Below are 23,461 nucleotides of genomic sequence, written 5' to 3' on the forward strand. Positions count from 1 at the left end.
ATTTGTCTTGGTCAACAAATGGTTTAAAGAGTAATACAAATGATTTATTGGTAATTCTTCTTTCGGTAATCTCTCCTACAATCCCTTCATACTTATCAAAATGAAAGTCCTTGAAGACCATTACATAAAAATATTGCGTATGGTTAAGTTCAAATGAACCACTATTAACCATTATTGGCACTATTTTAACATGAGAACTGATAGATTGCCCAAAGGGAAGATATTATTGTACTAGGTTTAGGTAGATTACATCAAAAAGTAAAGCAGCAATGCCATTAGTACCCCAGAAAAAGCTATTACTGCGGTAAGTACACTAAAGGTTTTTAAAAGTTTGTGCGTGTCGATTCCATGAACTTCCTTAAACAGCCAAAAAAAACTGCTGTTAACGTGTATAATTCCCAACGAACCCGCACCGATTGCCGCGGCGGTCAATTCAGGAGGTACGCTGCCATTTGTGACCATCGGTGCCATTATCGATGCTGTGGTTATTAATGAAACTGTAATAGAACCTGTTACCGTGGTAAACATAAAACTCAGCAAGAAAGGCAGCATTATTCCAATAGTTTCAAGTCCACCTGTATCGGGCAATAACGAGTTCACAATTTCAGTGTCCTTAATAACTTGGCCAAAAGCACCGCCAGTACCCGTAATCAGTATTACTGTGGCCGACTTTGCTCCAGAAGTTTTGAAATACTCGTTTATTTTTTTTGAAAAACCTTTTCGCTCTAAAAGCGGTAAGGCAAAAACTACCCCGATTAAAAGTGCCCAAACCGGATTTTTGATAAAAGCAATTATCTGATTATCTCCAGAAAACAAATTGCCCAAACCCATTAAAACCAATGGTGCCAATAAGGAGATAAACGGCAGAACTCGTTTGAAACCTTGGATGGGGTTTTTCCCGTCTTTAATATGCACTACTTCCTCAACTAAAGGTATCGTCAAATTCTTTTTATTGAATTTTACCCAAATCAAACCTCCGATAACTGCAAATAAACCCACGGTAACATTGATAGGAATCATTCCACTGATGTCGGTTTCAAGAATGGCTGCAACTGCCAAAGGGCCAGGCGTAGGCGGAATCAAAGCGTGTGCTACGGTTAAACTACTCGCTAAAGAAAGTCCCAATACCAAAACGGAATGACCAGACTTTTTTGACAATGCGATAACAGTGGGCAATAAAGTAAGGTAGGCGACATCTACAAAAACTGGAATTCCCACCAAAAAACCAATAATAGCCATGGCCATAGGCAAACGCCTAATTCCAAAAACTTTTATTACACTTTCAGCGATAACATCAGCACCACCGGTTGCTGCTAGAATTTCTCCAAGTAAGGTTCCAAAGAGAATGACAAGACCAATCCATTTTAAGGTATTTCCGAATCCACTTAACAAGCTTTCTGTTACTACTTCTACAGAGCCACCAGAAACCAAACCCAAAATCAGACCTGCTATCAGAAGTGCCGGAATAGGATGTACCTTCAATATTGTTATCGAAACGATAAGTAATACGATACAGCCAATTAAAATAGCGAGGCTGGTCATTCGGTTTCTGTTTTAGTTCAAGTAACTCGACTTCTAAACTCTTATATCCTTTTGGCTTAACTAAGGTTGGGTCATTGATTGATAAAATTGACCCTGCGATTTATCAAATCTCCTTCTTGATCATACCATTCGGGAGGAAACATCGTTTTTGGAATCTGAATCTCAAAATTTGCCTTTACGGTTTTTAATAGGGCAACACTATTCAAAATTAAATTTGCCTCTGTTTCAGATTTAGAATTTCCTAAAATTTCAAGAATTGATTCCGACGGTACATTTTGTTCATGTAGCATCAAAAATTCGATGGCTCGAAAACGCACCAAATTCTCCTTGTCTTCTTTGGACATTTGAAGTGCAGTTCTGAAAAAATGATTTGCCTCTTTTCCAAAGGAGCTACAAACAATCAAAGCCCAATATCTTTTCCATGGGTCGTCCGATTTCAAGGCTAGTTCTATTTTAACTTTGGACTCTTTAAATGATTTCAAAGACAAATCTGCAAGATCTACCAATTCTGCTATTTCAGATTTTCTTTGCTGCCCAAATACCAACGGATTAGAAAGGCCCGCTTCCAAAAAATAGGATTCAGGGTAAAAACTTAAATCTGGCATTGACTTCACCAGATGCCGTAGGTCTGAACGTAATTCTTTCAAAGTGGACCGATATGTTGGATCTGTGACCAAATTGTTCAACTCATGGGGATCTGTTTCAATGTCATATAGAGCCTCTGGAGCACGTGCTTTGAAAAACTGTTCTTGCTCCACATTTAATTTTCCATCCTCAAATAGTTGTTGCCATTCTTTAAAAGCCAGCATTTTATATCGATAAAAATTGAAAAGTGCATCGACGTTGAAAGGTTGGTAGTTCCTAATGTATTTAAATCTTCCCTTTCTAATTGATCTTACCAAATCGTATTTTTCATCGAACCGATCGGCATAACCGAAGGCAGTATTCCGCTCTTTAAGGATATCTTTGGTAATAGTCTTTCCAAGAAAAGGTTTCCCATCAATTTGTTCAGGTATATCCAATCCCGCTAGACTTAAAACTGTAGGAGCCAAATCAATAAATTGAACAAATACGTCCGTCCTGCTTCCCATCTTAACTGGAGCCAAATGCTGCCACTTTTTGGGAAAATAAACCACCATGGGAACATTCAATCCGCTTTCATAGATATATCCCTTACTCCTGGGAAGTACCCCACCATGATCACCGTAATAAAAAATAATAGTGTTTTCCATTAGGCCATCCTCCTTAACTTGATTGATAAACTGCCCTATTTCACTATCCACTTTCTGATGTAAATCACGATAGTACGCATTTGTATAACGATAAATCGGGGTATCCGGATGGTAGGCAAATACAGCCACATCTTCCGCTGAGGTTACAGTTTCAATACTGTCCATTTGTGCTCGGGTAAAATGCAATTGCCCTTCATGTGTAGTGTGGAAATTCTGAACGTGAAAAAAGGGTTGGCCTTCTTCCCTGTTTCTGTAAGATGCATCTTTAGATGATTCGTCCCAGACATTTTCAGACTTAATAAAATTATAATCCTCCTTTGCATTGTTGGTAGTGTAATAGCCTGCCTCTCTAAGGTATTCCGGAAACATTTTCAAACCCTCCGGCATTGGTGCAAATTCCATTCTACGATGATACTGTGCTCCCACTCTCGGGGCATAACAGCCAGAAATAATTGTACTGCGGGCAACTGAACAAACAGGTGCATTTGAGAAGGCATTGTTATAGACAATTCCCTTTTCGGACAAGGCCTCTATATTAGGCATGAACGCGCCATTTTTATTATATAATTTTAAAAAGTGCTTGGAGTTATCTTCGCTGACAAGCCATAAGATATTTGGAGTTTCCGGTGCTGCCACCTGGGTTTCCTTACATGAGAAAAGGAAAACTGGTATGATTAATATGGCAAATACTTTTTGAATGGACATAGCTGTTCTTAACTAAAATTTAATCGCATGTTTCCCTTTTTCAAGGATATAATACGGATTTACCTTTGTATTCTGATTTATTTTTACACCATCGACTAAAATGGAAGCTGATTCGTCGCTTACCAAGCTTTTCAAATCAAGTTTTAACTTCATTTGCCCTGGAATATCCAATCGTAGTGATTTTACCCCATCCATTTCAATATCCCATTTAACCCACAAATTTCCTTGTGGGGAAGGTACACTACCTTCCAATTGATTTATGTTGGATTTAGGGCGATAAATTTTAATTTCTTTCATTCCTGGTTTTGTGGGTACAACTCCCAAAAGGTATTTCGCAAACAATTCGGGCATAAAAGCACTTTCGGTTTGGGCATCGCTTCGAGTTCGCCCGATTTCCAGCTCCCCCGATCTTCCGGTACCATCCAGCCGCCACTCTTCCCATAAAGTTCCATTGGTATTTAGAGCCAACATTTTGTCAAATCTTGAACGTAGCAATTCGAATGATTCATCTATATACCCGTAATCGGCCAAGCCTTTATGCAGATAATATGACATTGCAGGTGTTACCATGATCAGTCCGGATTTTCGCCTCACATAGTCATGGTCGTCCTTTACGAGCAACTTTTTTGCTATTTTATCAGCCTGCACTTTGGTTGCAATATGTAAAGCTAAAGCAGTTGCATTAGTATGTTCGCTGAACATTTTCGATTGCTTTCCATCAATTAATGCATCAGCAAAAAGTTGTTTCTCATCATTCCACAATTGCTTTTGAAGTGATTCACGGAGTAAGGAAGCCTTTGATTTGTAGCTTTCCTTTTCTGGATTATCCAACCATTCTAAAAGTTGGGCAAAATCATCCAGTGCACCTAAATAATGTCCGTTCAGATTAAAATTCGCGCCCCGCCTATCTAAAAGAGCGTGGTCCAGCCAATATGGGTAGGGAGGATTTTCAATCATGCCCATTTTGTTGGTAAAACTGTCTAAAAGATGCATCAATTTTTTGGCGGCGGGCAGTAGTTCCTTGACCGTTTTCAAATCACCTGAATACAATAAATAGTTGTGCAAACTTCGAATCCAAAGACAATTGGAATCCAAAATTACCATATAATCATCGCTAGCAGCTGGAGCATAGGCCGGCATAATTCCATTGGCTTGTTGTTCTTGGGCCGTCTGCACCAGATAACGGCGTTGCAATGCCGTATCTCCGAAGAGATAATAATTCCCAAGTGCAGCGTAGTATCCAGTCTGTGCGTATTGTCTACGTTCACGATAATTATCGGTATAGGCATCCGTGGTGCAAACATCAATAGTTTTGGCGCTGGCGTCCATATATTCAGCAACCCAGGGTGCTTCTTTTGAGGTCATTGTACCCTTCTTAACAAAGGGATAGTTGATAGATCTTGTTCCAGCAGAAAACAAATTTACTGGAGCCTCTGAACCTTTTACTATAATACCGAGGTAACGGAAAGGTTTAAAATAGGTGGCCTCCCAAACATCTTGTCGTCCCGAAAGGATTATTTTATCTCGATATTCGGAATCCAATATGTTATATGTAAAATTGTTATTGATCAAAAAAGGTGCTCCAACAACTTCAATTTCCGTTCCTGAAGCTCCTTGAATTGACAAAGTTGGCGTGCCGTTTCTTACTTCTCCCAAATCAAAAAGTAAAAACCAGACTTTTCCTTCGTCCGTTTTTGGCAATTTCAGGGGGCCCTTGTTAGTGATATATTTTTTAAGACTGTTTGCAATGTTCTTGTTTAGATGACCCTGGATTGCAATAGGGTTTGACAATGCCGTATTTGTTTCCAGTTCCATAGCTTGAATTAAATTTTCAGCTCGAATCTGATTCTCAATAAGGTAAGGTACATCCCGAGGCACTAAACTTATCCATGGGGTAGCAATCTCAGATGGTTTATCATTTTTTTGTACTGCGGGCCATCCTACGTTTCGAAATAGCGGTATTGCACCATGCCAGTGGCTAAGGTCGTAATCCATGGTCTTCCAATCAGTGTGTTGTTTTCGCATATCAACACGGTCACTTACAATCTGTTGAAATCGGCTAATCTCTGGAGCAGAAGAGTCCCAAGAAAGTTCTGCCGAGACTTTCCAATCCGAATTCGTAAAAACTTGTCTTTCTTCACCATTAAAAGTCATATCCAATTGAGCCAACAAGCCGCCACGTTGTTCGAAGTGATAAGAATACTTTTTTCGCTGCCGATGAACACGAACAGCTATTGCGTTTTTGCCAAGCTTTAGCTTTTGGGAAATATCTAAAATATCAAAGGATTGATGGTGTGGTGCCGATCGAGCTGGTCCCCGATGTATGTAAAGCCCATTAACATAAAGTTGGTACTGAGAAGTTGCGGTAATTCTGATCAAGGCCCTATTCGGTAAAGTCGTTAAGTCAACTATTTTTCTCGCCAACATAACGTCTGAAGAAATAGAGTCATTCATCCAAATCCATTGCGCTTGCCATTCGTAATTCGGAACTTCGTCATTCGGTCCATACCATAATCCAGTTGTTTTCTCTTTTTGTGAGAAAGTCCACAATGAATGAAACACCAAAAAAAGACAAAGCAGATACCTCATTTGATACTAGTTCTTGGTTAGGTAATTGATCATTGAATTTAACCTCGTTAATCTTACATCCAGCTTTACAGTGTTCTTATTAGTCCACGGTAACCTTGCTTCCCCACCAGCTTTCATCTGGCATAAACCCTGGCGACAGCATTTCTTTTCTACTTTCTTCCAGGCGTGGCCAGAGTTCTGTCTCTAATTTTTCTCGCCTGTTGTTGGCCTCGACCATATTAAATTCCAGATCCTTCTCAGGAAGTTTGGCATTTACCTGAGCTAACCATGAAATAAGTTGGTCGCTTAGTCTTTTGGTCAGTTCGATGTTTTCTTTTCCTATATCGTTTTGCTCAGCAGGGTCACTGCGTAGATTGTAAAGTTCATTTCTGCCATCTTCCCAATAGTGAATCAGTTTCCAATTATTTACCCTAATAATTGAAGAAGGCTCCCCACCCTGATTACCATAGTGGGGATAATGCCAATATAATGGCCTTTCAGGCATGTCGGCAGTTTGATTTTCCAGCAATGATCTCAAACTTAGACCATCAATATGTTGTTGTGGAAGCATATCAATCCCGGAAAAATCAAGTAAGGTTGGAAAGAAATCGGCTCCAGTGACAGGATAATTGCTAATCTTTTTCGTCTTTAACCAGGGAACTTTGATTAGATAGGGTACTCGAATACCTCCTTCCCATTGATATCCCTTTCCTCCCCGAAGCGGTAAATTTGATGTGGAAAAGGAATCTCCTGAAGCTACACCCCCATTGTCTGAAGTAAATATGACAATGGTGTTGCTATCCAAACCTAAATCTTTCAAAGCATCCAAAACATGGCCGACGGCATCATCGGTACTTTCGACCAAACCCCCGTAAATTGGATTGTCCTGTACCTGCCTAATGGGAAGAACACGTTCCATTTTATAGCCTTTATCAGCCAGACCCATGTTTACCGCTTTGTTTCTGTATTTATTCCATTTTGCTTCTGTGGTCTGAATAGGACCGTGGACTGCATAAAAGGATAGGAATGCAAAAAAAGTGGAATCTTGATGTTTTTCAATAAAATTTACAGTCTCTTTTGCAAGTCTCATAGTGAGGTTTTCACTCTTTTGCTGATTGCTGAGTTTTGGGTTTTCCCAAGGGGAAAAATACCCACCTATCGGGCTACCTTTATCCCACCCCCCTTTGTTAATGTCAAAACCGTGGTCCTCTGGATAGGAGCCTTTATCACCCAAGTGCCATTTTCCTGCAAAGAACGTTTTATACCCAGCTTCCTTCATTACTTCTGCCAAGCTATTATCTTCTTCGGGCAACATTGGAATATAATTGGCCGGTAATAATTTATCATGTCTCCCGTGAGAACGCCAAGCAGTTCCGTGTTTTGCACCAATCCAATCCGTTATACCATGCCTTGCTGTGAATCTACCGGTAAAAATACTCGCCCTTGATGGGCTACAAACACGGCTTGAAGCATATCCTTGCGTAAAAATTGTCGCTTCATTTGCCAATCGGTCTATGTTCGGTGTTTCGTAAAAGTCACTACCGGTATAACCCAAATCTCTTTCTCCGAGGTCATCAACCAAAATGAAAAGCACATTTGGTTTTTTGGCGGGTACGGTCTTCTTTTTTCCAGTATTACATCCCAAAAATGCAATGGCCAGCATACAAATAAAAGAGCCTTTAATAAATCTCATTACGGCACATATTTAATTGAATTTATTAGCATTTTTTGTTTATCAGAGGTCATAATTGTAAAACATCATAATTTTATTTGCCTCGTTAGCGCACTACCCGCCCTGAAGCATTGCCGCCCATCAACCGCTCAACTTCCGCTCTTGTTGAATAGTTGAAATCCCCTTTGATGGAATGTTTTAAACATGAGGCAGCAACCGCATAGTTTACCGCGGTCTGTGTTTTTCTCAACTCTGGAGTGGTCAATGCGAAAATCAATCCACCTGCGAAAGAATCGCCGCCCCCAACCCGATCCACAATGTTCCTGATTTGATATGGGGTATAATCTCCCTTCTCATCCAAGGGAGCAAAAGAAGGAGTATCGGTCAAAGCATCAAAAAGCATTGCACCCCAGTTGTTGTGACTTGCCGAAAGACTTTCCCTAAGGGTTATTGCAACCTTACTTACATTCGGAAATTGTTTTATCACTTGACGGGCTACATCTGGGTATCTTGATGTATCCAAGGTACCCGAATGCACATCGGTATCACCAGCTTGAATGCCCAATACGTCATGACAGTCTTCTTCGTTGCCAACAACTACGTCAATAAAAGGTAAAATTTCACGCATGGTCTTTTGGGCCAATTCCTTGGGAGAATAATCTGAATCCCAGCCCCAAAGCTTACCCCGAAAATTAAGATCAATGGACACTGAAGCCCCAGCTTCCTTGGCTTTTTGGGCTGCAACCAGAGTGGCCTCTGCAGCCGTCTTCGAAAGTGCAGGGGTTATTCCGCTCAAATGCAACCAATGGGCATCCTTGAAAATGCCTTCCCAATCATAGGCACTGGCCGGGGTAATGGCAACTGACGATTCAGCTCGATCATAAATTACATTGCTTGGTCTTTGGTTTGCACCTGTTTCAAGAAAATACAACCCCAATCGGCCTGTTTCTGTTCTTAAGATAAAATCGGTATCGATCCCTACAGCGCGAACCGAATCCATTGTGGCGTCCGCCAGCGCATGTTTAGGCAGTGCCGTAACGTAACGCGCTTTGCCTCCAAAATTGCAAATCGAAGCCGCTACACTAGCTTCTGCACCTGCATAGGTTACTTCAAATTCTCTTGTTTGTCTCAAACGCAAATTTGCGGGGGAGGCTAGTCTGCCCATAATTTCCCCAAAGGTCACTACTTTTTTCATTGTTGTTTATACTTGGCCCTTAGACCTGATTTCTGTTATTAGGTTTCTAATTTCTTTGGCGTTATTGGTTATAGTACTCCAATCTTCGGATTGTATCAAAGATCGTTTTGCAACCCAGGTACCACCAATGGCAGTAATCAAGTTAGACTGCAAATAGCTTGAGGCGTTGTCGAGATTGCAACCACCTAATGGAATAAATTTCAATCCCAGATAATTATAAGGTGCAGACATACTTTCTAAATGTCGAATGCCTCCTGAAGTTTCCGCGGGGAAAAATTTGAGGATACGGCAACCTTCCTGAATTGCAATTTCAATATCAGTTGGTGTCATAATGCCAGGAGCAAAGGGAAGGCCTCTTTTTGTTGATTCTGCTATAATTTTTGGATTGCAGCCTGGGGATACAGCAAAATCTGCTCCCACATCTACAACAGCCTGAACCTGTTCAATTGTTAAAACCGTTCCAAAACCCAAGGTTATTTCAGGAACTTCTTTTTTAATGATTTTAGCAACTTGTAGAGCGGCCGGTGTTCTTAATGTTAATTCAATGGTATCTACACCGCCTTCCAACAGGGAATTTGCCAAGGGTATGGCGTGTTTTACATCATCTACAATAAGTACGGCTATAATACCCGCAGCATCTATTTTTTCCGCAATCCCAGAAGACATTGCCAAGGTTGTATTAGTGCTCATAATCTGTTATAATAACTTTTAGATAATATGAAATCAACTTCTATGATAGTTCCGTACTAGGTAAAAACTGAGGTTGAACTATATATTTCTGAAACATTCTTACAAAGCCATCGAAATCCGTTTTTTTACCAAATAATCATCCAATGCCAAATGCGAGCAATCATGGCCAATACCGCTATTTTTGATTCCACCATGCGGTAAGTAAATCGAATATTTTACACCGTTGATTTGAATTTCCCCAAATTGTAAGTCCCTTGAAAATCGCTCAATGCGCTTGTGGTCGTTTGTAAAAATATAGGAAGCCAAACCATACTCAGTATCATTGGACAGATTCAGTACTTCGTCATCTGTTTCAAAAGGCATTAAGGAGGCAATCGGGCCAAAGGTCTCTTTTCGAAATACATGCATTTCCGGAGTCATCCCGGAAAGTACAGTGGGTTGCATCCAGTTTCCTTTTTCTTTTCCCTCGGGAATATTTCCTCCATATTCCAATGTTGCGCCCTTGCCAATTGCATCTTCTATAAGATCAAACATTCGGTCACGGTCCTTTCGGGAAACCATAGGTCCCATATCTGCATCTGCATCCGGGCCATGGCCCAGTTTTAATTTTGACGCTCTTTCAATGTACGCCCCCAAAAACTTAGCGTAGATATTTTTATGGACAAAGATTCGATTGGCCGCAACACAAATTTGGCCGTTATTTCCATATTTCAAAGCTATCCCCAAATCCAAGGCCTTTTCAATATCGGCATCTTCGAAAACGATAAAAGGGGCATTCCCACCCAATTCCATGCCTAATTTTTTGATGGATGTAGTGCTATCGGCAATTACTTTTTTTCCTGTGGCTGTTGATCCTATCATTGTTAGTACGGCAGGAATCCTACTTTTAGTCATTGTTGTGGCTACCTCATCCGGCGGGCCACAAAGAATATTTACTACTCCAGCAGGGAAATCTATATCGTGTAGGATTTCGCCAATTAGATATGCAGATAGCGGGGAGTATTCCGAAGGTTTAATAATTAGGGAGCAGCCGGAAGCTAAAGCTGGGCCCAATTTAAATCCTATGTTCAGCAGGGGAAAATTCCATGCCAAATAGGCTACTGCAACCCCCGCCGGTTGGTGCACCATTCTATGGGTATGCGTATTTTCATAATCAGGGATTTGTTCATCCCTGAGGTTCTTCATTGCTGAAGGATACCATTCCAAGGCGTTAATCACTGCTTCGATATCTTCCCATGCGCCAGTATAGGTTTTGCCCATTTCGTAAACCATTGCCTTGCGCAACTTGTCTTCCTTATCTAAAATCGCTGAACGCAGTTTGGTCATCCATTCGGTACGCTGCGCTAAGGATAACTTAGACCAGTATTCGAATCCTTTCTGTGCCGCTTCCAATGCCAAACCTGCATCTTTAGAACCTGCCCATGCAATTTCCGCTACTTCCTCATTATCGGCTGGGCATATCACGGGTTGTCTTTTTCCTGAAACGGCATCAACCAATTTCCCCCCAATATATAATTTGTGATATCCAAAATTCATGCTAATCTTCCTTTTGTTTATATGAGAATTTCCGAGGAAAAGTGTCTAACAACTTCTTCGTCTACTTCAACCCCTAAACCGGGAAGTTTTGGAATGTTGATGTACCCATTTTTCATTTCAATGGAAGGGGCAGTAAGCGATTCTCTAATATCATTCTCGGTTCGGTCGTATTCAATGTACATATCCGGTGGATATAATCTCCCGGCAACAGGTTCCAAGTTTGCAATGAAATGAAGTGCTGCATGAAATGCGATACCGGTTCCCCAGACATGTGGTATTATTTCAATGCCATGGACGTTGGCCAAGGTAGAAACACGTTTGGCCTCACTAAGTCCACCTGCACCACAGATGTCGATTTGAAGAATATCAACACAATTATTTTCGAGAAGTGTTTGAAATCCGTATCTCAAATATTCACATTCTCCTCCGGCAATCGGAATGGTCGTTTTGGTTCTTAATTCCTTATACTGATGGTAATATTCAGGAGAAACCGGTTCTTCAAACCAACCAATATCATACTCCTCAACAGCCCGCGAAAGTTCAACAGCTTCCCGAAGGGAATAGGCATGGTTTGAATCTATCATCAGCTTAACATCATTTCCGATGGCTTTCCTCACGGCTTTTACCATAGAAATATCCTCAGGAATGGAAAGGCCAACCTTCATTTTAACCGCTTTAAAACCCTGCTCAACGTAGGTTTTCGCCTCTGCAACCAATTTCGCAGTAAGGTCATCGCTTTTCGAAAAATATAGACCCGTTGCGTAGGGTACCACCCTTTTTTGATGTTGGCCACCCATGAGCACACTTACCGGTTGTTTCAAAGCTTTTCCCTTTAAATCCCATAACGCAACATCAACAGCACTTATTGATGCAGCTAAAACACCGCGCCGGGCAAAATCCAACGTTTTTCGGTACATTTTGTACCAAATTGTTTCATTTTCCAATGGATTCTCTCCTATTAGGAGCGGGGTTACCAAGGTGATTCCTGCTTTAATAACATCTGCAGGGCCATATCCCTCGCCCCAACCACAAATGCCTTCATCCGTAGTGATTTTTACAATGCAAATGCGTCGCTCACTATATTCCCATTGAGAAAAGAAAAAAACCTCTTTCAATTGACTGGACAAAACAAAAGTCTCTACTTTGGTAATTTTCATTGCTACTGAATTAATGATAAATTTTCTTAGAAGTTAAAAATAGAACAAGTACCCTAAGGGAATTGATTAGTAATTACCTAGTGCTGACCCTATTTTAACTTTAGCTTTTCATCCATATCAAAGTCAAGTGTTTTGTGAAAAAGTATGGAAATAATAGACTTTCAAGAAACCTCTTTAAAATTGTGTTGTCTAAAATTGCTATAGCTGTCACGGTAACTGCTGGGAGAAATCCCCTTAAAGCTTTTAAATGTTCGGTTGAAATTTGTTAAGGAAGAGAAGCCTACATCATAACAAATTTGATTGATAGCAGCCTCCCCATTTATCAATAATTGACAGGCTTTACTAATTCGCACCTCATTTAAAAACAAAGAGAAGGTCTTATTTGTGCGTGTTTTGAAAAATCTGCAAAAAGCAGGAGGTGTCATTGCCGCAATCTCGGCAATATCATTCAACTTAATATCCCGGGCGAAATTTGCTGAGATATGATTGATGACCTTATGCAATCGATTTTCACCTGCCACTTCTTTTGGGAGGCTAAAGTTGGGCCCCGAAAGGGTCTGATATTCTTTACTTACCACCAATTTCTGAAGTACACTTAATAAAAGAATCAATTTTTCGGAGGATTCCGCTTCAGCCAGTTTTAATAAGTCTTCATGAACTGATTTGCGGGTTTTTTTAGAAAATAACAACCCTTGATCTGCTTCTTTTAGCAATGCTTTGATGTGCAGTAGTTCTGGTATGGAAAATAAATCGACTCCACCGAACATTCTGGTAAATTTTATTACTATAAAATCGGTAGCCACAGCTTCAAGACCGCCTTCATCGTTGCGCCACAGATGCGGAAGCCATTCACCCACAAGTACCAATTCACCCTTTTGAAAATTGGATATATGGTCTCCGACAATCCGCATTCCATGTCCCTTCAAAAAATAAATTATCTCAAATTCCTTATGAAAATGCCAATCACCTCCTACATGGGGGCGATAAATCCTTTTGGCACATATGGAACCTAATGAACCTTGCTCAGAAGATTTGAACTGCAACTTCATGATGCTTGAAGCTAGTAAAAAATTAAAACTTCGCCAAATTGGTCATCTATAATGTGAATCAAAGAAAAGCAATGTATCCTTAACATGATTTTGCCAATACGACCATTCATGCGCACCGGAAAATTCCTCATAAATATGTTCAATGCCAGAAGCATTCATAGCTGAATGAAGTTCTCGGTTGTATTCGATTAACTCGTCTTCCAGTCCACAATCAAAACGAAGACTTGGAATGGTGTCCCCATACTTTTCAAGGACACCTTGGACAGAATTTTCCCGACTATCCTCTTGCTTATAACTTTGGAGGGATTCTTCACCGAAGAATGGCATTTGAGCAATATCGGTGATTGCAGAATGAGCGGAAATAGCCTTAAACTTCTTAGCATATTTTATACCCAAACGAAGTGCCCCAAAACCTCCCATTGATAAACCAGAAATAAACAAATCTGATTCATTGGTTACTTGGCCAATGTTCTGATGAACCGCCGAAGGTACATCTTCAACGATCCATTTTTCATAGTCTTTATTGTTATGTGGAAGATAACCGGACCCATCGCCCCAAAGTCCATCTGAGGGCATGGCGATGACCATAGGCTTTATGATTTCTTTTCGCATCATTTCCAAGGCAGTTCTGTGTACACCACCTTTTTGTGCCCAAACCCATGAACTTCCGTACACGCCATGAAGCAAGATAACCAATGGAATATTTTCGACATTTTCAACGGGTGGAACGAAAACACATATATCTCCTCGTCCTTTTAGGTTATTTGTTTTTACAGTGATAAACCGCAAGTTGTCGCTTTCAAATTGAGGGTCTGATATTTCCGTGGTTCTAAACATTTCTTCCATCAGTCGAATACGATCACGCCTTTTGCATTTTTTCCTGCAAGCATATCTTCAAAAGCTTGGTCCAATTGAGCCAAGGGATATGTTCGGGTAATCATTTCTTCCAATTTTAACGCTCCCGATTTATAATGTTCAATAATTTTTGGGAAATCCTTTTCAGGATTGCATCCACCGTAAAGAGGGTTAATGTACACTTTATCCCATTCAAACAAATTCATATCTACAACTATTTCTTGTTCGATACCGCTTACTTGAACTGCTGTTCCTGCATTTCGAACCATTGCCAACGGAGCTGCACCAAGTTCGGGTACTGCTGTGCATTCAAAAGCATAATCTGCCCCGCGGTTGTTGGTTAGTTTTTTTACCTCTTGGGCCGCTTTAAGTAAACCTTTATCATTTTTATTGGCCAAAATGGTATGGGTAGCACCGAAAGTTTTTGCCATTTCCAAACGATCTTCGTTAATATCAATGGCAATTATTTTATCTGCTTTACTCACTTTTGCACCTTGAATCACACTTAGTCCCACACCTCCTGTACCCAAAACCACAACAGAGCTTCCTTCGGTCACTTTTGCAGAATTCACAACTGAGCCGTACCCCGTCATCACTCCACAACTGATAATACTCGCTGCCCCAAAAGACATATCGGCTAAGGTATTTTTGACTACTGCAGAGGCTTTGACCAACGTATATTCCGATAAAGTTCCGATATTAAACGAACGTTCTATGGGTTTTCCTTGGTAGATTGTACCTTTTAAATGGGCATGACCCTCGGTATAGCCGTTAGCGCCGGCCACAACCGGAGAGTTGTTTTCACAGATATGTTCGTTGCCCCGCACACATTGAAAGCATTTTCTACAGGGCGTTGCCCAATTCAAGATTACAGCATCCCCGACAACCACATTTTTGACATCGGAACCTACCGCCTCGACAATCCCCGAACCCTCATGACCCATGACAATAGGTTTACCCCAATTAAGCGAATCGTGGTCGGTATGACAAAGACCTGCAGCTTTTATTTTGACCAAAACCTCATCGGCTTCAGGTTCGGCGACAGTTACATAATCGATAACAAAAGTTCCGTCCCCTTTGGCAATTGCACTTTCTGAAAGTAAACTCATCGAATAGGTTTAAAAGTTATATAATCAAGTACTCATTAGGCTTGCGGACTTTAATTCTATAGTCGCATCCGACAGATTTCTTTTATGCAATAATTGGTTCGTCTTTAGGAACTTTGTGCCCAAAACATATGCTTTAGCATTATTAATTGCATAAACGGACAATAGCTCATCTTCCCTAAAATACCAAATAGAAAAACAAGGTTTGTCCTTTTCTTCTTTTCTGATGACCATATTATCGTACCCATCGAAAAGTCCAACAATCTGTAATTTTATGTCGTATTGATCGGACCAAAACCAGGGTATTGCATCGTAGACCGCCTCTTTTCCGCAAATTGTGGTGGCAGCAATCTTGGCCTGATCCACTGCATTCTGAACAGACTCTAACCGTACATAACGTTTATAATGTGGATTATAATGAAGCGTACAATCTCCGATTGCATATATATCTTCATCGCTCGTTTTGGACGTTTGGTCCACTTTGATTCCATTTTTGATGGTCAGTCCAGCATGTTCTGCAAGTTCTGTGTTAACGTGAATGCCGGCTCCTAGAATAATGATATCTGCTGGATATTTAGTGCCGTCCGAACAAACCACTACATTGTTTTCTTTATCTCCCTCTATGGAAATTACATTTTTGCCAGCTAAAAGCTCTACCCCATTTTGAGTATGCAGTTTATAAAAGAAATCAGACATTTCTGAGGAGGCAACCCGGGCCAAAATGCGTTCTTCACGTTCCAATACGGTAACATGGACACCCAATTTTTTTAAGGAAGCTGCTATTTCCAATCCAATATATCCTCCCCCAATGACCACTATTTTTTTCTTTGGATTATCTTCCAACGCATATCGAATTCCCTCTACATCTGCAACGGTTCTAATTGGAAAAACTTTTTTTGCGGTATCTAAACCGGGAATGGAAGGAACAATGGGTCGCGCACCGGTTGCAAGTATTAATTTGTCATAGGATTGAAAGGAACCATCCTCCAATAAGATCTTTTTGGTTTTGGAGTCAATCGAAGCTACTTTGACACCCAAATTCAATTGAATATCACCTCGTTCATAACTTTCTGCGGACTTTAAAGGTGTAACTGACATACCTGCTTCATTGGTCAAGTAGGTTTTCGATAAAGGAGGTCTATGATAAGGTAGTTCCGGATCGGCATCATAAAGTATGATTTGACCTTCCCAACCTTCTCGCCGTAAAGCAAAGGCGAAATTTACCCCTGCATGACTTGCGCCAATAATCAAACATCTGAGCTTTTTTAGCGTTTTGTCAGACATGGAACCTAATTGGCGATCGTCAATACTACCCCGTCAAGGGCATCACTGATTTGAAGCTGACAACTCAACCTGCTGTATTCATTTGCGAAATCATCCAATTCCAACATATCGGTCTCGATCTCACTCGCAGATCCGGTTTTAGAGACGTCTTCCGATCTCACATGTACATGACAGGTAGCACAGGAACATACACCACCGCAATCGCCATCAATTCCTTTTACGTTATGCTCTACAGCTAGTTCCATAACGGAACCAGAGGTACCTTCCAATTCAATTGTTTCCCCCTCTTTGGTAATAAATGTGATTTTTGCCATGTTGCTTATTTTGTTAATCGGTTAAATTTTGCATTGATATAATCATAGCCGACCTTGCGTTTGAACTCACCAAGGTCTTCGATATTTTCTTTAAAATCGAACACTTCGATACTTGCTACGTTTTCGGCAAGGGCACTCAATAATACCTTCATGATTTGTCGTGCATGCGAAGCTCCCAAGCAATTGTGATGACTGAAACCAAATCCGACATGAGGATTGATCTTACGGTCAATTACAATTTCATTGGGATTCTCGAACACTGCGGCATCCCGATTTGCGGAAGCCCAACAAAGCGAAACTCGCGTGTCTGCTTTTACCGCATGTTCACATACAAATGTGTCCTCGGTCACAACACGACCCATTTGAGTCAATGGAGAAAAATAGCGGATCATTTCTTCTACTGCTTTTCCAATGATTTCCGGTTCTTTTCGAAAACGTTCCAACGATTCTTGATGCTCGGATAAATAGGTTATAGCATTTGTTACCACATTGATTATGGTATCACGACCTCCGGCAAAGGTTAGTACCATAACACCTTTTACTTCTTCTCCAGTTAATTTTTTTCCATCGAATTCTGATGCCAAAAGCATCGAATACAAATCTTCCCCTGGATTCTTTATGGCCTTTTCGATTTGTTTATCGATATAGTCATAGAGAATATTTGCCTTATCGCCATCCAAAGCAGTGTCTTCACTTCGGAAGACATGCGTGCCCCAAGAAATCCAAGTACTTGCTTCTTCATAGGGGATATTCAACAACAAAGTCAGAGCCCGGGATTGCAGTATTAGTGCAAACTCTTCTATTACCTCAACTTTATCTTTTTCAAGTGTTTCTTCTACCAGTGCATTGATTTGGGCGGTTAACTTTTCGGCATAATCAGCTTGCAGCGGCCGTTTGAACCAGGGTTCAACAATGGCGCGATAAACACCGTGTATCGGTGGATCGAGCTCAAAGGGAATTTGGCGCGTTTTGCGGATGTTGACCTCCGATGGCACTACAATCCTACCTGGTACCGCGGCCGATGTAAAGGTTTTATAATTGTGCGCGGTTTTGCGAACATCTTTATGCCTTAACACCATTTTTACCGGATCATCTTGGTCATTCATTTCGCCTACTCCCGATTTTAATCGGATTTCTTCGAAAGGATCTGGTAGTTCACTTTTTTGCATAATACCTGTATCTATTTAGGAATACTTTTTCTTTCAATACAAAAATTAGAAAAATAAAGCCATAAGAAGTAGTGGATTTTGTCCAATAAATAAACTATTCTGTACTATTTATGTTTATTTTTAACAGTAAACGATAGAATAGTATATGAAAGCTGTTTTGGAGCCAATCCCTTTGGGACAAAAAAAAACGATACATGGATTTCGTTACGAGGCAATAGATTTCCAAACGCCATGGCATTTTCATCCGCAACATGAACTCACCTATATTGAAGAAAGTGTTGGCACAAAATTAGTTGGGGATTTTGTGGGGCCCTATGAACCCGGCGAATTGGTTTTGCTTTGTTCCAATCTCCCTCACTGTTGGAAAAATGTTAGGCAAGAAAATGTTTTATCAAAGTCCATAGTAATCCAGTGGAACAAAGATATTTTTCCCAAAGTTCCAGAATTGAATGTCGTTTTTGATTTATTAAGGGTAGCCAGTAAAGGTGTTCTCTTTAACAAGGAGCAATCGGCAGAACTGTTACCGCAAATTCGAAATTTACCCAATCTTCAAGATTATGAGCTATATGTTCAATTATTACACCTGCTTACCAAACTTTCCATTTGTTCCTATGAAACGCTTTCTGAGGCTGATTTCGTAGAAGATTTGTCAACTGAGTATGGCAGCCGTATGTCAACGGTTCATGATTTTGTTTCCAAAAATTTCAACCGAAGAATCTATCTAAGAGAAATTGCAGATTTAGTCCACATGTCTGAGCAATCTTTTTCTCGTTTCTTTTCAAAGATTATGGGGCGTTCATTTTTTGTTTTTTTGAATGAATACCGAATAAATATTGCCGTTCGTATGTTGCTCGATACCGATAAATCCGTTTCACAAATTGGGTATGCCTGTGGTTATGAATCGTTACCTTTTTTTTACAAACAATTCAATAGATTTAATGGATGCTCGCCATTGGTATATCAAAAAAGATTCAGGAAGAGTTAGTTTTCTTATTTGAATTGCCTAAAAGAGTAACCGCGCCTATCTCCATAGCTCCTTGAGAATCTTTCTTAAAAATTCCCACTCTTCGTTGGTTAGGTAAATTACTTTTGGACTTTTGCCAAACTTCCTTGCCAGCCCTCGTTAAGTTGTGCCATCAGTTTATCTACCAATTCAGGGTTTTTCTTTGCAATATTTTCAGTCTCTGCAGAATCTTCCATATGGTCGAACAATTCAACGAACAGCGGTTTTGTGCTTGGATTGGTCCTATCTTTCCAGGCCACCAATCGATAACTATCAGTTCGCATGGAATAGCCCATTACCTTATTTTCGAAAAGGTCACGATTCCATTTGTCCCCTTGCTGTTTTTTAATACGACTTTCAACCTCTTCTATCAATGGTCCGAAATAAGTCTCCCTCATTTCCGCAGTTAGCGGATTTGCGGCCCATTCCCTCAAAGCAGGATTGGGATATTGGCTAAAAGCCGCTTTTTTCCATTCTTGTTGAGGGTTGCTTAGTAAGGGCACAAAACTTTGGCCTTCCAAATGATTGGGAAGTTCAAGTCCCGCTAATTCGGTGAGCGTAGGATACATATCGATAAGTTCTACCAGAGCATTCGTTTTTATACCACGACTACTTTTCGGCATATCTGGTGTCCAAATCATCATGGGCACGCGGGTTGCAATTTCGTAGTTTGTGGCTTTTCCCCACACGCCCATATCACCTAAATGCCATCCGTGGTCACTCCATAATATAATTATGGTATTGTCGCGTACGCCTGTTTCTTCCAAAGCCGAAATCATTTTCCCAATTTGGGCATCCACATAACTTACTGAAGCTAAATAGGCATGCTTTAATGTTCTTGCAAGCTCTCCCTCAATGGGTCCGCTTTTTGGAATTCCGTGTCGAACCCTCAATTCAAATGAGGCATGTAACCCCATCGCTGCGCCGTCTTCTGGTGCTTTTATGTGTTCGGCCATGGGAATTTTCTCTCGGTCGTACATATCCCAATACTTCTTTGGTGCAAGCCAATCCAAATGCGGAAGACGAAAACCTAAGCCCAAGAAGAAGGGCTTATCGTTTTCAGAAACCATATCTTTTAGCGTAGCAATGGCCAATTCCGTATGGTATCCATCCGTATATGCATGATCGGGAACATCAGCACTTTCATAGGCAGGTCCCCTGCCCAGAGCATAATGGCTGTTGCCAGTATATTTAGCTCGAACCTCGGCTTGATTTTTTTTATAAATTTCTTGGTTTTTTTTAAGCGCATATCCTCCTTCAAGTTTGGGCCTATCAAATTTGACCTTGTCAAAGGCTGGTTGGCGACTCCAAGATAGCGCGGAATCTGTGAATTTACCGTGATAGATTTTTCCGGTATATACTGTTTCATACCCATTGTTTTTGAAATGCTGGGGCAAAGTGATAATATCAGGGTTTTCATCACGGAAATAAGTGTAATTTTCAAAGACTCCAATTGTTTCAGGCCTTGCACCAGTCATTAAACTTGCTCTTGACGGGCTACAAATGGCCTGCTGGCAATAGGCATTTTCAAACAGCAGTCCTTCACTTGCCAATGCATCCATATTAGGGGTAATTGCGATTTCAGAACCGTAAGCACCGAGTTCTGGGCGAAGGTCGTCAACGGCAATAAAAAGGATATTTGGTTTTTCCTGGGTTCTTCCTTGCTTTTCTTTGTTGGAACAACCGAATATCAAAAACGCTATCAGATATAAACAAGTGTATTTCATTTTGGATATATTAAGGTTTGTCGACAGGTCTTAAACAAAGAAATAAATATTGATCTGAAGTTTTTTCAGATATTATCCAAAACCAGTCATACTTTACCCAGTTATTTAGAGCGAACTATTACCGGTTACATTAAAGTTACTATTCGAATTGTTGTTTTCAATGCTTGGAAAAATCTCCCAAATTAACGGGCAAACAACAAAAAACTAATGCTGTTTTTCACTAGGGGCTATTTTTTTACTTCAAGTAAAAGCACGCCATTGGATTTTAAATTGAATTCGTCCCCTATATCTCTACCAGTCAACATATCCGTGCAACTTGCTTTTTTCCCATCTTTAAAAGAGACTTTAAGCTTTGCCAAATTTTTTCCAATATTCAGAATGTTAACAATATGGTTACCGTCTTCGTTTTCAACTACTCTCCATGTGCAACCTTTGTGCTCTGTGCCATTATTCTCAGTTAGGACAACTTCATGTAAATTATCGTAAACCAAATCCATAGCTTTAGCTTTTAATGCCTCCAAATTGTCATTGTCCATCACAATTAGACCTCCTTTTCCTTTGGTTAAGGTTTTGTTTCGCAGCGCGCCATATTCATTTTTAGTCAAACTGCTATTGCTGTCAAGGATAATGGTTCCGCCCTTGTCGAGATACGCTTGTAAGGTTTCAAACTCGGAATCCGTGACATGATCTGTTTTATAGACAACAACGACATCCCAATTGCTATGTTCCTGTTTTTTAATGATTTTCTCAGTGGCATATCCTATTGGAAACCCTTCAAAAAACAAAGATTCATATAGCTCGAACTGCTCCGTCATGTAGTGTTTTTTATTTATTGCAGAAGTTTCAGAATGAAATATCCTAAGAGGTCTTTTTTGCTTGCGTAAAGCCATAATTTCTTCCGAAAAGCTATTCATGTCCATATAAACCTGTGCCACTTCATTCACCATTTGTGGTTGCATGTTCGCCGACCCTGCATAAGAACCTGCCAAGGCCGGATCGAAGAAATTTAGATCGCCTTCCAATCTATCTTCTGGAGAGCCATCAGGGTCTCGAGCCCAGAACCAAGAAATTCCAGCATCCATACCTTGAAGTGTGGCCAACCAAAACACATTTCGTACGTAGTCAGGTGAAGTATTTAAATCTTTCCAAGCAGAAGCTGACAAAAAATGCGTTTCTGAATTAATATTGATTTTATCCGGTGCAACAGATTCCAAGAAGTCATAGGGCAGACTTAGTTCATCCCACCAGTAGGCATATCTTTCTTCCCATTTTTCAGGCTCTTTAGCCCTCAAATTCCTTCCTCCCATAGTTTTGGAATCGTTCCCTATCATGGAGGTGACATCAGTTAAGGCTTCCAAATCTATTCCGTGCGAACGATAATCATCCCTAAACATTTTTGGCATAATCTTGATATGGGTATCAGCCTCCGGATTAGTCGCATGCAATTGGGCCTGCAAGTAGGTAAACCATTCTATACTTCTGTCCATATTGTACCGGCACCAGTCATACCAAATAGGTTGCCCCCTTAAAGATTTGTCCATCGGGATTTCAATCTCAACTGAATCAAAATTGGTATAAGAGCTATGCCAGTTTTCATTTAACTCCCCTATTTTGCTATTATACTTATTTGATAACCAGTTTCTAAATTTCTGTAGGGTATATGATGAAATGGAATTCATTTCCTTGAAATCTTGAGTCCAATGATCTTTTTCAGAAAACCAATGTGGTTCATTAGATAGAATATAACCTAATTGGGTCACCTTTTTACCTCTAGTTAACTCACCGGTTTTTTTCATAACATCGCTCCAAACATCCCGCATTAAAGGGTTGTCAATGTCAAAACCAGTAAACAACGAACGTCCCTTGGCAACTTCGGGTTCTTTGTCATGAATCCATTGTGGCATTCCCATATTCCAAAGAATAAGAAATCCAACATTGGTATCCGGAATTTCAGTAATTAGTTCAATCTTTTCGTTAAAGGTTCTGTCTTCATTAAGTATAAAGGGGTTTACAGCTCTGTCCATGTTGACTTCATAAAGTCTTTGACCTCCATGAAAAATAGCGCCCAAATGATCATTATAGACGCGAGCATCGGTTAATTTTGCTCCGACTGTTTTAGAGAAATAATCAAATAGAAAAACTGGTTTCCCATTACTTCTCAACTCACCATCTGCCACTTCAATATTACCCCATTCTATTTTGTTCACGGGCCGTCTTTTAATGGTGCCGGCAATTACCTTTTTCAAGTTATCGATTCCCTTGTCAAGCATTTCCGAGACCTTTCTTCTTTCCAAATCAGGTAGTTCTTTAGCTAACCTGACTTTATCCTTTGCGAAATGATTGTCATAACCAAAAAGTTTCTCGACCACCTCTTTATTAGCTTCATCCCAATTGGCAAATTTTATGAACTCTTTAGAAAACCATAATAAGGTTTCCTCTCTAGTAACATCAAGAGATTTTGATTGAGCGGTAACCATTAGTTCTTCGAGCACCGCTATTTTTTCCAATGCTTCTTGCTCCTGTTCAGATTTATGCTCATTTTCACAGGAACCTATAAACAAAACCAGAAGTAGTGGAATTACATATTTTGAACAGGAAAAATTCATATTAATTCTAGTTTGTAGTTAATATTCAAAAGAGCCAATTTATTTCTCTAC

The 23,461-nt window shown here is 40.3% G+C and carries 17 protein-coding genes; 1 reads left to right on the plus strand and 16 read right to left on the minus strand.

Annotated elements, in window-relative coordinates; translation table 11 throughout:
* Nucleotides 1-246 precede the first annotated feature (246 nt).
* The 14 genes from FGG15_RS07165 to FGG15_RS07230 all read right to left on the minus strand — a co-directional run bounded on the left by FGG15_RS07165 (nucleotide 247) and on the right by FGG15_RS07230 (nucleotide 18,074).
* Entirely contained in the window at nucleotides 247-1,542 is a 1,296-nt protein-coding gene (locus FGG15_RS07165) for a GntP family permease (RefSeq protein ID WP_138834679.1), read from the minus strand.
* A gap of 71 nt (nucleotides 1,543-1,613) precedes the next feature.
* Nucleotides 1,614-3,479, minus strand: a complete 1,866-nt coding sequence (locus FGG15_RS07170) for a sulfatase family protein (protein WP_138834681.1) — start codon at nucleotides 3,477-3,479, stop codon at nucleotides 1,614-1,616.
* A gap of 12 nt (nucleotides 3,480-3,491) precedes the next feature.
* Nucleotides 3,492-6,068 carry a family 78 glycoside hydrolase catalytic domain gene (locus FGG15_RS07175; protein ID WP_138834684.1) on the minus strand — a complete coding sequence of 859 codons (2,577 nt, stop codon included), beginning with the start codon at nucleotides 6,066-6,068 and terminating at the stop codon, nucleotides 3,492-3,494.
* Nucleotides 6,069-6,147: 79 nt separating this feature from the next.
* On the minus strand, nucleotides 6,148-7,740 hold the full coding sequence (locus FGG15_RS07180; RefSeq protein ID WP_138834686.1) for a sulfatase: 1,593 nt from the start codon (nucleotides 7,738-7,740) through the stop codon (nucleotides 6,148-6,150).
* 85 nt (nucleotides 7,741-7,825) lie between these two features.
* On the minus strand, nucleotides 7,826-8,914 hold the full coding sequence (locus FGG15_RS07185; protein WP_138834688.1) for a sugar kinase: 1,089 nt from the start codon (nucleotides 8,912-8,914) through the stop codon (nucleotides 7,826-7,828).
* Between the two features lie 6 nt (nucleotides 8,915-8,920).
* Complete coding sequence (locus tag FGG15_RS07190; protein ID WP_202619530.1) at nucleotides 8,921-9,604, minus strand: bifunctional 4-hydroxy-2-oxoglutarate aldolase/2-dehydro-3-deoxy-phosphogluconate aldolase; 684 nt, start codon at nucleotides 9,602-9,604, stop codon at nucleotides 8,921-8,923.
* A gap of 99 nt (nucleotides 9,605-9,703) precedes the next feature.
* Complete coding sequence (locus FGG15_RS07195; RefSeq protein ID WP_138834690.1) at nucleotides 9,704-11,140, minus strand: NAD-dependent succinate-semialdehyde dehydrogenase; 1,437 nt, start codon at nucleotides 11,138-11,140, stop codon at nucleotides 9,704-9,706.
* 17 nt (nucleotides 11,141-11,157) lie between these two features.
* Nucleotides 11,158-12,297, minus strand: coding sequence for a mandelate racemase/muconate lactonizing enzyme family protein (locus tag FGG15_RS07200; protein ID WP_138834692.1), 1,140 nt, complete (start codon nucleotides 12,295-12,297; stop codon nucleotides 11,158-11,160).
* 161 nt (nucleotides 12,298-12,458) lie between these two features.
* On the minus strand, nucleotides 12,459-13,154 hold the full coding sequence (locus FGG15_RS07205; protein WP_237561767.1) for an AraC family transcriptional regulator: 696 nt from the start codon (nucleotides 13,152-13,154) through the stop codon (nucleotides 12,459-12,461).
* 234 nt (nucleotides 13,155-13,388) lie between these two features.
* Nucleotides 13,389-14,192, minus strand: a complete 804-nt coding sequence (locus FGG15_RS07210; RefSeq protein WP_138834696.1) for an alpha/beta hydrolase — start codon at nucleotides 14,190-14,192, stop codon at nucleotides 13,389-13,391.
* The gene (locus tag FGG15_RS07215; RefSeq protein ID WP_138834698.1) at nucleotides 14,192-15,310 is read right to left on the minus strand and encodes an alcohol dehydrogenase catalytic domain-containing protein; all 1,119 of its coding nucleotides are present in this window, start codon (nucleotides 15,308-15,310) and stop codon (nucleotides 14,192-14,194) included. Before FGG15_RS07215 ends, FGG15_RS07210 begins: the two co-directional genes overlap by 1 nt.
* 24 nt (nucleotides 15,311-15,334) lie before the next feature.
* Nucleotides 15,335-16,591 (minus strand): NAD(P)/FAD-dependent oxidoreductase, encoded by a 1,257-nt coding sequence (locus FGG15_RS07220; RefSeq protein ID WP_138834700.1) that lies wholly within the window; start codon nucleotides 16,589-16,591, stop codon nucleotides 15,335-15,337.
* A gap of 5 nt (nucleotides 16,592-16,596) precedes the next feature.
* On the minus strand, nucleotides 16,597-16,905 hold the full coding sequence (locus FGG15_RS07225) for a 2Fe-2S iron-sulfur cluster-binding protein (RefSeq protein ID WP_138834702.1): 309 nt from the start codon (nucleotides 16,903-16,905) through the stop codon (nucleotides 16,597-16,599).
* A 5-nt stretch (nucleotides 16,906-16,910) separates the two neighbouring features.
* The gene (locus FGG15_RS07230) at nucleotides 16,911-18,074 is read right to left on the minus strand and encodes a cytochrome P450 (RefSeq protein ID WP_138834704.1); all 1,164 of its coding nucleotides are present in this window, start codon (nucleotides 18,072-18,074) and stop codon (nucleotides 16,911-16,913) included.
* 145 nt (nucleotides 18,075-18,219) lie between these two features.
* On the opposite strand from FGG15_RS07230, the gene FGG15_RS07235 reads away from it, so the two are divergent.
* Entirely contained in the window at nucleotides 18,220-19,059 is an 840-nt protein-coding gene (locus FGG15_RS07235; RefSeq protein ID WP_138834706.1) for an AraC family transcriptional regulator, read from the plus strand.
* Between the two features lie 98 nt (nucleotides 19,060-19,157).
* Here FGG15_RS07235 and FGG15_RS07240 read toward each other — a convergent pair whose 3' ends face one another.
* A complete protein-coding gene (locus tag FGG15_RS07240; RefSeq protein ID WP_138834709.1) occupies nucleotides 19,158-20,804 on the minus strand; it encodes a sulfatase in 1,647 nt (548 codons plus the stop codon).
* Nucleotides 20,805-21,031: 227 nt separating this feature from the next.
* Nucleotides 21,032-23,410 carry an alpha-amylase family protein gene (locus FGG15_RS07245; RefSeq protein ID WP_138834711.1) on the minus strand — a complete coding sequence of 793 codons (2,379 nt, stop codon included), beginning with the start codon at nucleotides 23,408-23,410 and terminating at the stop codon, nucleotides 21,032-21,034.
* Nucleotides 23,411-23,461 lie beyond the last annotated feature (51 nt).

This window comes from Flagellimonas algicola, from assembly GCF_005937185.1.
Classification (GTDB): Bacteria; Bacteroidota; Bacteroidia; order Flavobacteriales; family Flavobacteriaceae; genus Flagellimonas; species Flagellimonas algicola.